At 70.1% G+C, this 13,046-nt stretch carries 9 protein-coding genes and 1 pseudogene; 8 read left to right on the top strand and 2 right to left on the bottom strand.

Annotated elements, in window-relative coordinates:
- Nucleotides 1–1,276 precede the first annotated feature (1,276 nt).
- The 4 genes from dnaN to KBX39_RS08730 all read left to right on the top strand — a co-directional run bounded on the left by dnaN (nt 1,277) and on the right by KBX39_RS08730 (nt 5,068).
- The gene (gene dnaN / locus KBX39_RS08745) at nt 1,277–2,410 is read left to right on the top strand and encodes a DNA polymerase III subunit beta (protein ID WP_043327678.1); all 1,134 of its coding nucleotides are present in this window, start codon (nt 1,277–1,279) and stop codon (nt 2,408–2,410) included.
- A 40-nt stretch (nt 2,411–2,450) separates the two neighbouring features.
- Nucleotides 2,451–3,323: a phosphogluconate dehydrogenase (NAD(+)-dependent, decarboxylating) gene (gene gnd / locus KBX39_RS08740; RefSeq protein WP_210869926.1), complete on the top strand. Its 873-nt coding sequence runs from the start codon at nt 2,451–2,453 to the stop codon at nt 3,321–3,323.
- A 16-nt stretch (nt 3,324–3,339) separates the two neighbouring features.
- On the top strand, nt 3,340–4,470 hold the full coding sequence (recF, locus tag KBX39_RS08735; RefSeq protein ID WP_043327677.1) for a DNA replication/repair protein RecF: 1,131 nt from the start codon (nt 3,340–3,342) through the stop codon (nt 4,468–4,470).
- A 91-nt stretch (nt 4,471–4,561) separates the two neighbouring features.
- Nucleotides 4,562–5,068, top strand: a complete 507-nt coding sequence (locus KBX39_RS08730; protein WP_205797621.1) for a DUF721 domain-containing protein — start codon at nt 4,562–4,564, stop codon at nt 5,066–5,068.
- Here the strand turns inward: KBX39_RS08730 and KBX39_RS08725 are convergent.
- Complete coding sequence (locus tag KBX39_RS08725) at nt 5,059–5,298, bottom strand: hypothetical protein (RefSeq protein WP_043327675.1); 240 nt, start codon at nt 5,296–5,298, stop codon at nt 5,059–5,061. The genes KBX39_RS08730 and KBX39_RS08725 overlap by 10 nt on opposite strands.
- Nucleotides 5,299–5,379: 81 nt before the next feature.
- On the opposite strand from KBX39_RS08725, the gene KBX39_RS08720 reads away from it, so the two are divergent.
- The gene (locus KBX39_RS08720; RefSeq protein ID WP_043327674.1) at nt 5,380–5,868 is read left to right on the top strand and encodes a MarR family winged helix-turn-helix transcriptional regulator; all 489 of its coding nucleotides are present in this window, start codon (nt 5,380–5,382) and stop codon (nt 5,866–5,868) included.
- Here KBX39_RS08720 and KBX39_RS08715 read toward each other — a convergent pair.
- A complete protein-coding gene (locus tag KBX39_RS08715; protein WP_210869924.1) occupies nt 5,853–6,407 on the bottom strand; it encodes a hypothetical protein in 555 nt (184 codons plus the stop codon). The two genes, KBX39_RS08720 and KBX39_RS08715, sit on opposite strands and share 16 nt — an antisense overlap.
- A 547-nt stretch (nt 6,408–6,954) precedes the next feature.
- Here KBX39_RS08715 and gyrB point away from each other — a divergent pair.
- From gyrB to KBX39_RS08700, 3 genes and pseudogenes are all read left to right on the top strand, one after another.
- A complete protein-coding gene (gyrB, locus tag KBX39_RS08710; RefSeq protein ID WP_043327672.1) occupies nt 6,955–8,901 on the top strand; it encodes a DNA topoisomerase (ATP-hydrolyzing) subunit B in 1,947 nt (648 codons plus the stop codon).
- Nucleotides 8,902–9,031: 130 nt separating this feature from the next.
- On the top strand, nt 9,032–12,811 hold the full coding sequence (gene gyrA, locus KBX39_RS08705) for an intein-containing DNA gyrase subunit A (RefSeq protein WP_210869922.1): 3,780 nt from the start codon (nt 9,032–9,034) through the stop codon (nt 12,809–12,811).
- Nucleotides 12,812–12,814: 3 nt separating this feature from the next.
- Nucleotides 12,815–13,046: pseudogene (locus tag KBX39_RS08700) on the top strand (DUF3566 domain-containing protein); the annotation flags it as partial.

Genomic DNA, 13,046 nt, shown 5'->3' with positions numbered 1-13,046 from the left:
CCGCAAGATCCGCCAGCAGATGGCGGAGCGGCGCTCGCTCTACAACCAGATCGCCGAGCTGACCAACCGCATCAAGCAGAACACCTGACCCCATCTCTCCCACGCCGCCCGCGCGCTGCCCGTCCGGCGGCTCCGGCGGTGATCAAGGAGTTTGTGTCGGGACGACACGTCATTCCTGCCCCGAACTCCTTGGTCAACAAGGCGGGGCTGCTGCGCAGGAGTCCGCCGACCCGAGCGCCTCGCCCAGTGTCTGCACGGACCCCGACCGCAGATCTTGGAAGGAAACGGCCGCTACAGGGGCCCTCGCCTTCCAAGATCTCTGCGGAGCCGGGGCTTGGCCTCGCACGAGTCGACCGGGGCCCCGAGCCCCATCGAAACTTTGCGTCGATCATGAGGTTGACGGCGACAAACCGGGCGCCAACTGCCGCCAACTTCATGGTCGACACGTGCGGGGCGGGAGCCGGAGGACGGGCGGGGACGGGGGCGGCGCGCCGAGGAAGGCTCGTGTCGACGCCCTGTTGACGTGATGAAGGTGACCAGCGGACGCCGACAGGCGGCTGACGGCAAGCCGACAGCACGGGTTCGTTGACCCTCGACCCGGTGGAGGGCCCAGGATCGGCGCTGTGTTCATCCACAGCTCGTACCCCTTGTCCACAGCCCCTGTGTCACAGGCAGTGGACAACCACCGTCCGCACCCGGCCGGTTACCCACAGACTGTGGACAACTCCTGGGGACGAGGCTGTGGACGCCTGGGGATGACGATCACGTTGTCCCCAGATGACAGGTCGCCTGTGGGCGAGCTGTTGAAGGTTCTGGGGATTAAGGCGGTCGACGCTGTCGGCGCTGTCCACAGCGCTGGGGAGAAAACCGGTGGATTAGCGGTGGACAACCGGTGGACAGCCGTGGAAAACCCGGCGGCTGGCGGGGGCTGTGGACCCGGACACGAGTTTTACCCCCGGTTCTCCACAGCCAAACCACCGGTGGATAACGTGTCTGACCTGCGCAGACGGTGGTTCTCCACAGTTTGCACAGGTGCGATGAAGACGATGAGTTATCTCTTCTAAACAACAAAAACCAATCATCACCGTTGGACTTCCTGTGGATCGGGCCGGAGCGCTGCCGTCGGCAGTCACCCCGGGCACCTGGATCCACGGGGTCGGGCGCACAGCCGATGCCCGCGCGCCCTAAGGTGCGATGGGTACCCGCACGGTCGGGCGGGACGGGTGGCAGCGGTCGGCATGAGAGAGTTGTCGCTGACGTCGACGCGGAGGCATTGATGAAGTTCCGAGTGGAGCGCGACGCGCTCGCCGAGGCGGTCGCGTGGACCGCCAAGAGCCTGCCCAACCGGCCCTCCGTACCGGTGCTGGCCGGGGTGATGCTCCGCGTCACCGACGGCAACCTGCAGGTCTCCGGCTTCGACTACGAGGTCTCCAGCCAGGTGACGGTCGAGGTGCAGGGTGACGCGGACGGCGCCGCCCTGGTCTCCGGCCGCCTGCTCGCCGAGATCACCAAGGCCCTGCCGGCCAAGCCGGTGGACATCGCCGCCGTCGGCGCCCACCTGGAGCTGGTCTGCGGCAGCGCCCGCTTCACGCTGCCCACCATGCCGGTGGAGGACTACCCGACACTGCCGGAGATGCCGGAGAGCGCGGGCACCGTCGACGCCGCCGCCTTCGCCACGGCCGTGGCCCAGGTTGCGGTGGCCGCCGGCCGCGACGAGACGCTGCCGATGATGACCGGTGTACGCCTCGAGCTGAGCGGCGGCACGATGGCCATGCTGGCGACCGACCGATACCGCCTCGCGCTGCGCGAGATGGAGTGGAACCCGGACGACCCGGAGATCAGCCTCAACGCGCTGGTGCCGGCCCGTACGCTGCACGACACCGCCAAGGCGCTCGGCCCGCTCGGCGGCCACGTCACCATGGCGCTCTCCTCCGGCGGCGCCGGCGAAGGCATGATCGGCTTCTCCGGTGGCACCCGCCGGACCACCAGCCGCCTGCTCGACGGCGCCAACTACCCGCCGGTGCGTTCGCTGTTCCCGGCCGACCACAACGCCGAGGCCCGCGTCGCCGTCGCCACGCTCATCGAGGTGGTCAAGCGGGTCGCTCTCGTCGCCGAGCGCACCACCCCCGTGCTGCTCAGCTTCAGCGCCGACGGCCTCGTGGTGGAGGCGGGCGGCACCGAGGAGGCCCGGGCCAGCGAGGCGATGGAGGCCACCTTCACCGGTGAGCCGCTCACCATCGGCTTCAACCCGCAGTACCTCATCGACGGCCTGTCCAACCTCGGCGCCCAGCACGCCCTGCTCCGGTTCGTCGACGCGTTCAAGCCCGCGGTCATTTCCCCGGCCGGCGAGGATGGCGAGGTCATACCGGGGTACCGGTACCTCATCATGCCGATCCGCGTGTCCCGCTGATCGCAGGCAGCACGACCCTGACGTACGGAGGTAGGAGCAGATGCAGCTCGGCCTGGTAGGACTCGGCCGGATGGGCGGCAACATGCGGGAGCGGCTGCGCGCCGCCGGGCACGAGGTGGTCGGCTTCGACCACAACCCGGAGATCAGCGACGCCGCGAGCCTGACTGAGCTGGCCGAGAAGCTCCAGTCGCCCCGCGCGGTCTGGGTCATGGTTCCCGCCGGCGTCACCGACGCCACCATCGACGAGCTCGCCGAGGTGCTCGGCGAGGGCGACATCATCATCGACGGCGGCAACTCCCGGTTCAGCGACGACGCCCCGCGCGCCGAGCGGCTGAACGAGCAGGGCATCGGCTACATCGACGTCGGCGTCTCCGGCGGCGTCTGGGGCCGGCAGAACGGGTACGGGCTGATGGTCGGCGGCGCGCAGGAGCACGTCGAGCGCCTGATGCCGATCTTCGAGGCGCTCAAGCCCGAGGGCGAGTTCGGCTTCGTGCACGCCGGCCCGGTCGGCGCCGGCCACTACGCCAAGATGGTGCACAACGGCATCGAGTACGGCCTGATGCACGCCTACGCCGAGGGCTACGAGCTGCTGACCGCCTCCGAGCTGGTCACGAACGGTCCCGGCGTGTTCAAGTCGTGGCGCGAGGGCACCGTGGTCCGGTCCTGGCTGCTCGACCTGCTGGACCGGGCGCTGGACGAGGACCCGGAGCTGGCCGAGCTGAGCGGCTACACGGAGGACACCGGCGAGGGCCGTTGGACCGTGGACGAGGCGGTACGGCTCGCCGTGCCGCTCAACGTCATCACCGCGTCGCTGTTCGCCCGGTTCGCGTCCCGGCAGGACGACTCGCCCGCCATGAAGGCCGTCGCCGCGCTGCGCCAGCAGTTCGGCGGCCACGCCGTCCACAAGCGCTGACCGGTATCCACAGCCTGTGTACGTCCGCCGGCTCGAACTGGTCGACTTCCGCTCGTACGAGCGCGTCGGCGTGGACCTGGAGCCGGGGCCGAACGTGCTCGTCGGCGCCAACGGCGTCGGCAAGACGAACCTGGTCGAGGCGCTCGGCTACGTGGCGACCCTGGATTCGCACCGGGTCGCCACGGACGCCCCGCTGGTCCGGATGGGCGCCACCTCGGCGGTGATCCGCTGCGCGGTGGTGCACGAGGGCCGGGAACTGCTTGTCGAGCTGGAGATCGTGCCGGGCAAGGCCAACCGGGCCCGCCTCGGCCGGTCCCCGGCCCGGCGCGCCCGGGACGTCCTCGGCGCGCTGCGCCTGGTGCTGTTCGCGCCGGAGGACCTGGAACTGGTCCGCGGGGACCCCTCGGAACGTCGCCGCTACCTGGACGACCTGCTGGTCACCCGCCAGCCCCGCTTCGCCGGGGTACGCGCCGACTACGAGCGCGTGGTGAAGCAACGCAACGCGCTGCTGCGTACCTCGTACCTCGCTCGCAAGACCGGTGGCACACGCGGCGGTGACCTGTCGACGCTGGCCGTGTGGGACGCGCATCTGGCCCAGCACGGCGCGGACCTGCTCGCCGGCCGCCTGGAACTGGTCGCCGCGCTCACCCCGCACGTGGCGAAGGCGTACGACGCGGTGGCGGCCGGCCGCGGCGCGGCGGGCATCGCGTACCGGCCCTCGGTCGAGCTGCCCGAACCCGGCGCCGACCGCGCGGCGCTGGCGGAGGCGCTGGCCGCCGCGCTGACCGCGAACCGCGCCGCCGAGATCGAGCGCGGCACCACGCTTGTCGGCCCGCACCGCGACGACCTGGCGCTCACCCTCGGCCCGCTGCCCGCCAAGGGGTACGCGAGCCACGGCGAGTCGTGGTCCTACGCGCTGGCGCTGCGGCTGGCCGGGTACGACCTGCTGCGCGCCGACGGGATCGAGCCGGTGCTGGTGCTCGACGACGTCTTCGCCGAGCTGGACACCGGCCGGCGGGACCGGCTGGCCGAGCTGGTGGGCGGCGCGAGCCAGCTGCTCGTCACCTGCGCTGTGGACGACGACGTGCCGGCGACCCTGCGCGGCACCCGGTACGCGGTGGGCGACGGGACGGTGCGACGTGTCTGACGACGAGGTGCAGCTACCGCCCGCGCGGCTCGGGCCGGGACGCGACGCGCGTACCCCGGGAAAGCCCGCGGACGGCGAGCCGGGCGCGAACCTGCCGGAGGGCGCGACCGGGCCGGAACTGGCACGGGCGGTGCTCGACGCGGCGAAGGCCCGGCGGCAGGCGGCGGCTCCCCGGCGGCGCGGCGCGGTCCGCGGCGACGGCGAGAAGCGGCTGCGCGGCTACTCCGGCCCGGGGCCGGACCCGCGCGACCCGCAGCCGCTGGGTGCGGTGCTGGACAAGCTGGTCAAGGCGCGGGGCTGGCAGCAGCCGGCGGCCGAGGCGACGGTGTTCGGCGCGTGGGAGAAGGTGGTCGGCCCGGAGGTCGCCCAGCACAGCCGCCCGGTGAAGCTGGAGGACGGCGAGCTGACGGTGGAGGCGCGCTCGACGGCGTGGGCGACGCAGTTGCGTCTGCTGGCGGGCTCGCTGTTGCAGCAGATCGCCCGCGAGGTCGGCCACAACGTGGTGCGCAAGCTGCACATCCACGGCCCGGCTGCGCCGTCGTGGTCGCGCGGCCCCCGGCGGGTACGCGGGCGCGGGCCCCGCGACACCTACGGCTGACCGTCGCCGCCCGAGCGCTGGGCCTCCCGCCGGGCGCGCTTGAGTTCGCGCTGCTCGCGGCTCCACTGCTTGCGGCGTTCCAGGTCCTGCTTCCAGGCTTCGCGGGCCAGCCGGGAGCCGCCCTGCACCGCGCCCTGGACCTGGGAGGGGCCGGCGAGGTTCTGGAACACCCAGCCCAACAGGCGGCCACCCTTGCCGGAGGCGTCGCCCACCTGCTCGTCGTCGCTCATCCCGCCGCCCTCCCTGTTTTGTGTGCAAACCATTGGTACACCAATCGTTGCTAGGATCGCAACGACGACGAGGAGGACGAGGTGACCGACCCGATCGAGGAGGACCCCCTGGCGCTGGAGCAGCAGGTCTGCTTCGCGCTGTCGGTCGCCGCCCGGAGCGTCGTCGCGGTCTACCGCCCGCTGCTGGAGCCGATGGGGCTCACCCACCCGCAGTACCTGGTCATGCTGGCACTCTGGCAGCACGCGCCACTGTCCGGGCGGGATCTGAGCCGGCTGCTCCAGCTCGACCCGGGCACGCTGTCACCGCTGCTCAAGCGGCTGGAGGCGGCCGGCTACATCCGGCGGGAACGCGACGCCGCCGACGAGCGCAGCCTGGCCGTCTCGCTCACCGCCGAGGGGCAGGCGCTGCGGACGCAGGCCGAGCGGATCCCGCCGGCCATCGTGCAGCGCCTGGGTCTGCCGCTGGCCGACCTGCGGCACCTGCACACGGCGCTGACCGAGGTGATCGCGGCCGCCAACCGGGCCACGTCTTCTTCCGGCGCTGCGACGCCCGGTCAGGCGTCGGCGTAGACCGCGAAGCCGCGCTCCGCGCAGCGCCGGTAGAAGGCCGCCAGCACGCTCAGCTCGGCGCAGGTGAAGTTCCACTGCGGCGGGTCGCCGCTGTCGTCGCGCAGCCGGTCCAGCCGGCTGTCCAGCCAGCGGAGCTGCTGCTCGGCGAGCCGCCCGTCACCCAGCAACGCGCGCAGCACCTCGCTCACCGACTCGAACGTGACCGCCTCGCCGTACGGCCGGTGCCGGGCGACGAACTTCTCCAGGCCCTCGGCGATCCATGAGCAGCCGTCCGGGTCGATCACCGGGTCCTCGTCCTCGGCCGAGTTCTCCGTGGCGTAGAGCACATTTTCCAGCCCGAGGATCAGGTCGACCAGTTCGGTGTACGCGGTCGCCCGTACCGTGCCGGTCTTGGCGATCAGCTCGGCGAGCGCGGCGGTCGGCGCGGAGATCCGGGGGACGTCCACGATCTCGCCGAAGTCCACGAACTCGGCCGGCGCGACCGGGTCGTAGAAGCGGCCGGTCCGCGGCCAGTGCACCGCGACGTTGTCCAGCCCCATCGGGCGTCACCTCTCACCAAGCGTTTTCGGACCATCTTCGACGATCGTCCCGGTTGCGGGTGCGAAAGATCAAGACCGCAACGGCGGCGCCGCAAAAGCTACGGCACGCCGGACCCGGCCGCGACCCCCGGTCGGGACAGCAGCCGATCACCGGTCGGATGATCGTCACGGCTCACGGTGGCCGGTGGCGCGGCGGTGCCCCGTTGGCGTGTAGGGGGAGTCGCGGGAGGCGCGGTTCGTCCGGCTACGGCATTCTCAGCCGCCTCGGAGAGGGTGCCGAGTGGCGGTTTGGTCGGCTCCGCACAGTAAGATTGGGAGCGAGACGAAAGACCCGAGACGGAGCGACGGGCAGGGGCCCTCCGGGCCCTCGATCATAGTCCCGCCTCGGGTCCGAGCCGATCGCGATCCGCGGGCAACCGTGGCGCCCGGCGTACACGATCCGTGCCTGGTGATCCCAGGGGCGGTCCGTGCGCGCCGACGTCGCGTCCTGTCCGCCGAACCCGCGCCCCCGCGCCCACGCGCGGCCGGTGCGAGAAAGTGGCCGAGCGTGGCAGCGGAGGACAACAAGAAGTACGGTGCCGAGTCCATCACCGTTCTCGAAGGCCTGGAAGCGGTCCGGAAGCGCCCCGGTATGTACATCGGGTCCACCGGCGAGCGCGGTCTGCACCACCTGGTGTGGGAGGTCGTCGACAACGCGGTGGACGAGGCGCTGGCCGGGCACTGCGACACCATCGACGTGGTGCTGCTGGCCGACGGCGGCGTCCGGGTGACCGACAACGGCCGTGGCTTCCCGGTCGACCTGCACCCGAAGCTGAAGAAGCCGGGTGTCGAGGTCGCGCTGACCGTGCTGCACGCCGGCGGCAAGTTCGACGGCAAGGCGTACGCGGTTTCCGGCGGCCTGCACGGCGTGGGCGTCTCCGTGGTCAACGCGCTGTCCACCCGGATGGCGGTCGAGATCCACAAGGACGGTTTCGTCTGGCGCCAGCGCTACGACCACTCCAAGCCGACGCCGCTGGAGAAGGGCGAGGAGACCGACCGCACCGGTTCGGCCGTCTCCTTCTGGCCCGACCCCGACGTCTTCGAGACCGTCGACTTCGACTTCCACACCATCTACCGACGCCTCCAGGAGATGGCCTTCCTCACCCGGGGCCTCACCATCCACCTGCTCGACGAGCGGGTGCCGGAGGACGAGGACGGCAAGACCCGCGAGGTCACCTTCCACTACGAGGGCGGCATCGCCGACTTCGTCCGCCACCTCAACGCCTCCAAGAGCCCGATCCACAAGACGGTGGTCGAGTTCGGCGCCGAGGAGACCGGCATGTCGGTCGAGATCGCCATGCAGTGGAACGAGTCGTACGGCGAGTCGGTCTACACGTTCGCCAACAACATCAACACCCACGAGGGCGGCACCCACGAGGAAGGCTTCCGGGCCGCGTTGACGAGCGTCGTCAACCGCTACGGCGCCGACAAGAAGCTGCTCAAGGGCGACGAGCGCCTCTCCGGTGAGGACATCCGCGAGGGCCTGGCCGCGATCATCTCGGTCAAGCTCACCGACCCGCAGTTCGAGGGCCAGACCAAGACCAAGCTGGGCAACACCCCGGTCAAGGGCTTCGTGCAGCGGGTCTGCAACGAGTCGCTCGTCGACTGGTTCGACCGCAACCCGGCCGAGGCGAAGATCATCATCCAGAAGGCGTCCCAGGCGGCCCGGGCCCGCATCGCCGCCCAGCAGGCGCGCAAGCTCGCCCGGCGCAAGTCGCTGCTGGAGTCCGGCTCGATGCCCGGCAAGCTGGCCGACTGCCAGTCCACCGACCCGCGCGAGTCCGAGGTCTTCATCGTCGAGGGCGACTCGGCCGGCGGCTCGGCCAAGCAGGGCCGCGACCCGCGTACGCAGGCGATCCTGCCGATCCGCGGCAAGATCCTCAACGTGGAGAAGGCCCGCATCGACCGGGTGCTGAAGAACAACGAGGTGCAGGCGCTGATCACCGCGCTGGGCACCGGCATCCACGACGACTTCGACATCGAGAAGCTGCGCTACCACAAGATCGTGCTGATGGCCGACGCCGACGTCGACGGCCAGCACATCCAGACGCTGCTGCTCACGCTGCTGTTCCGGTTCATGCGACCGCTGGTGGAGTTGGGGCACGTCTACCTGGCCGCCCCGCCGCTCTACAAGATCAAGTGGAACAAGAAGGGCGACGACGCCCAGTACGCGTACTCGGACCGGGAACGCGACGGGCTGATCGCGCTGCGCCAGCAGAAGAAGCCCAACGCCCGCCCGGACGACATCCAGCGGTTCAAGGGTCTCGGTGAGATGAACTACCCCGAGCTGTGGGAGACCACGATGAACCCGGCGACGCGCACGCTGCGCCAGGTCACGCTCGACGACGCCGCAACCGCGGACGAGCTGTTCAGCGTCCTGATGGGTGAGGACGTCGAGGCACGTCGGTCGTTCATCCAGCGCAACGCCAAGGACGTGCGGTTCCTGGACATCTGACGGACGCGCCGGGCCGGCCGGTGATCCACCGGCCGGCCCGGTAGTCCACAGAGTTATCCACAGTCTGAACGCTTTCCACAGCCGTTATCCACAGCGAGACCATGACTGAAGAGTCTGATAAGGGTTAACAGTGACCGATACTCCCGAGTCCACCCCGAACGAGCCGGAGACCCCGGAGACACTGGCCGCGGTCGTCCAGCACGACCGGATCGAGCCGGTCGGCCTCGAGGTCGAGATGCAGCGCTCGTACCTCGACTACGCGATGAGCGTCATCGTCGGGCGGGCCCTGCCGGACGTCCGGGACGGGCTCAAGCCGGTCCACCGCAAGATCCTCTACGCCATGTTCGACTCCGGCTACCGGCCGGACCGCGGGTACGTGAAGTGCTCCCGCGTCGTCGGCGACGTGATGGGCCAGTTCCACCCGCACGGCGACTCCGCCATCTACGACGCGCTGGTCCGGATGGCGCAGCCCTGGTCGCTGCGCTACCCGCTGGTCGACGGCAACGGCAACTTCGGCTCCCCCGGAAACGACCCGGCCGCCGCCATGCGCTACTGCCTCGTCGGCGATGCCCGCATCCGTACCGCCCAGGGTTCCGTCCGGATCGGCGACGTCGTGCCGGACGCTGCGGCGAGCAGCGAGACCGACGTCGACCTCAAGGTCCGCGACCGCAACGGCGACCTGGTCCGCGCCAGCAAGTTTTTCCACTCCGGCGAGCACCCGACGCTGCGGCTGCGCACCCGTGAGGGGTACGAGCTGACCGGCACCCACAACCACCCGGTGCTCTGCCTGGTGGACGTGGCCGGCGTGCCGACCCTGCTGTGGAAGCTGCTCGCCGAGATCGCCCCGGGCGACCGGGTGGTCCTGCAGCGCACCGTGCCGGACGAGATCGGCTACCCGATGCTGGAACACGTCGAGGCGGCCGTGCTCGCGGGCGCGTTCGTGTCCGAGGGGTGGGTGTCGGAGAATCGGGCGGGCTTCAACAACGTGGACCGGGAGTTCTTCGTCCGGGTCCTCACCGCCTACGACCTCGCGGTCGGCGGCCCTCGGTACGTCGCCGAGCGGGTCATCGCCTCCGGCAGCAGGCTGCACGAGCTCGACGTGCAGGACCTCACCGCGCTTCGGGCGAGCGTGCTCGGCGAGATGGTGGGCGCGCGGAGCGCCGGCAAGTTCGTGCCGGAGTTCGTCTGGCGCGGACCGGCCGCGGTCAAGCGGGCCTTCCTCCAGGCGCTGTTCGAGGGCGACGGTTCGTCGTCGCTGCTGCCCCGCCACACGATCCAGGTCTCGTACTCGACCCGCAGCGAGCGGCTGGCCCGCGAGGTGCAGCAGCTGCTGCTGGAGTTCGGCGTGGTCAGCCGGCAGTGCCGGTACGACAGCGGTGAGATCAAGGTCGTCGTCACCAACCGTAGGGACGCCCGGATCTTCGCCGCTCACGTCGGCTTCCTCGGCCGCAAGCAGGCCAAGCTGGAATCCGAGCTGGCCCAGGTGCCGGCGACTAGCACCGCGCTTTCCGGCGATCACGTGCCGTTCGTCGGGGACTTCGTCCGCGAGCACGGCGCGAGCCGCTGGACCGAACGCGACTGGCTGCGCCGGCACAACGTGGACCGGATCGAGCGCTGGGAGCGGGACCGCGACGAGATCGCGGCCCGGATCACCGAGCCCGGCATCCTCGACGTGGTCGAGCCGCTTGTCGACGGGCGCTTCTACTACGCCGAGGTGACCGAGATCACCGACGCCGGTGTGCGGCCGGTCTACAGCATCCGGGTGGACACCGAGGACCACTCGTTCGTCTCCGACGGTTTCGTCAGCCACAACACCGAGTGCAAGCTCGACCCGCTGGCGATGGAGATGCTGCGGGACATCGACGAGGACACCGTCGACCTGCAGGACAACTACGACGGCCGGGCCAAGGAGCCCACGATCCTGCCGTCGCGGATCCCGAACCTGCTGATCAACGGCTCCGAGGGCATCGCGGTCGGCATGGCCACCAAGATCCCGCCGCACAACCTGCGCGAGATCGGCGCGGCGGTGCAGTGGTGCCTGGAGCACCCGGAGGCCGACGAGGCCACCACGCTGGAAGCCCTGCTGGAGATCGTCAAGGGCCCGGACTTCCCGACCCACGGCCTGATCGTCGGCCAGGCGGGCATCCAGGACGCGTACCGGACCGGGCGCGGCTCGATCCGGATGCGCGCCGTGGTCGAGGTCGAGGAGGACAAGCGTGGCCGGCCGGCGCTCGTGGTCAGCGAGCTGCCGTACCAGGTCAACCCGGACAACCTCGCCGAGCGCATCGCCGAGCTGATCAAGGAGGGCAAGCTCGCCGGCATCGCCGACATCCGCGACGAGTCCTCCGGGCGTACCGGCATGCGGATCGTGCTCGTGCTCAAGCGCGACGCGGTCGCCAAGGTGGTGCTGAACAACCTCTACAAGCACACCCAGCTCCAGGAGACGTTCGGCGCCAACATGCTGGCGCTCGTCGACGGCGTGCCGCGCACGCTCAACCTGGCCCAGTTCATCCGGTACTACGTCGAGCACCAAATCGAGGTGATCCGGCGGCGGACCGCGTTCCGGCTGCGCAAGGCCGAGGAGCGGGCGCACATCCTGCGCGGTCTGTCCAAGGCGCTGGACGCGCTGGACGAGGTGATCGCCCTGATCCGGCGTTCGCCCACGGTGGAGGACGCCCGGCAGGGCCTGATCCGGCTGCTGGACATCGACGAGGTCCAGGCGACCGCGATCCTGGACATGCAGCTGCGCCGGCTGGCCGCCCTGGAGCGGCAGCGCATCCTGGACGACCTGGCGAAGCTCGAACTGGAGATCGCCGACCTCAAGGACATCCTGGCCAAGCCGGAGCGGCAGCGGCGGATCGTCTCGGAGGAACTGGGCGAGATCGTCGCGAAGTGGGGCGACGACCGGCGTACGAAGATCGTCCCGTTCGACGGCGAGGTCTCGATGGAGGACCTCATCGCCCGCGAGGACGTGGTCGTGACGATCACCCGCACCGGGTACGCGAAGCGGACGAAGGTCGACCTCTACCGGTCGCAGCGGCGTGGCGGCAAGGGCGTCAGCGGGGCGACGCTCCGCCAGGACGACATCGTCAGCCACTTCTTCGTATGCTCTACCCACGACTGGATCCTGTTCTTCACGAACAAGGGTCGGGTCTACCGGGCGAAGGCGTACGAGCTTCCCGAGGCCAGTAGGGTGGCCAAGGGCCAGCACGTGGCCAACCTGCTCGCGTTCCAGCCCGACGAGCAGATCGCGCAGATCATTGAAATCCCGAACTACCAGGTGGCGCCCTACCTGGTACTGGCCACGAAGAACGGCCTGGTGAAGAAGACGCGGCTCGAGGAGTTCGACTCCAACCGTTCCGGCGGCATCATCGCGATCAACCTGCGCGATGAGGACGAACTGGTCGGTGCGGTCCTGGCCGCTCCGGAGGACGACCTGCTGCTCGTGTCGAAGAACGCCCAGGCGATCCGCTTCAACGCCACCGACGAGGCGCTGCGTCCGATGGGCCGGGCCACGTCCGGTGTGATCGGCATGCGCTTCAGCGGCGAGGACGAGTTGCTCGCGGTCGAGGTGGTGCGAGAGGGTCTGGACGTTCTGGTCGCGACGAACGGGGGTTACGCGAAACGTACCCCGATCGAGGAATACCCGGTGCAGGGCCGGGGAGGTAAGGGCGTGCTGACCGCGAAGATCACCGAGCGACGCGGTGGCCTGGTCGGCGCGGTAGTGATCGATCCGGAGGACGAGCTGTTCGCCATCACCAGCAACGGCGGCGTCATCCGGACTCCGGTGAAGCCTGTACGCCGTACGCGTGACCGGAACACAATGGGGGTCAAGCTGATGGACCTCCCGGACGGCGTGACTATCGTGGCGATTGCTCGCAATGCCGACGAGCCTGACGAACAGGACTAGTTGATGACGGAGACACAGGCGAAGTCGGGGAACAAGGGGACCTCGGCCAATCCGGCCGAGGAGGAGGCTGCGCAGGGCGGCACACCAGCTACCGGCCGTGCGGCCGTGGGCCGGGCCACGGTTCCCGCCGATGCGCCTGCCCCGAAGTTCACCCGCGCCCCCGGCATGGCGCCGCCTCCGGACAAGCCGGGCGAGGACTCGGGTTCCCGGGACTCGTCGGCCGAGACCAATGTCG

This window comes from Micromonospora sp. D75, from assembly GCF_018070405.1.
GTDB classification, from domain to species: domain Bacteria; phylum Actinomycetota; class Actinomycetes; order Mycobacteriales; family Micromonosporaceae; genus Micromonospora; species Micromonospora chalcea.
This window is presented reverse-complemented; position numbering and strand designations above follow the sequence as displayed.

Coding starts and splice junctions, on each gene's coding strand:
- dnaN (WP_043327678.1), top strand. CDS start 1,277: ATGAAGTTCCGAGTGGAGCGCGACGCGCTCGCCGAGGCGGTCGCGTGG.
- gnd (WP_210869926.1), top strand. CDS start 2,451: ATGCAGCTCGGCCTGGTAGGACTCGGCCGGATGGGCGGCAACATGCGG.
- KBX39_RS08725 (WP_043327675.1), bottom strand. CDS start 5,298: ATGAGCGACGACGAGCAGGTGGGCGACGCCTCCGGCAAGGGTGGCCGC.
- KBX39_RS08715 (WP_210869924.1), bottom strand. CDS start 6,407: ATGGGGCTGGACAACGTCGCGGTGCACTGGCCGCGGACCGGCCGCTTC.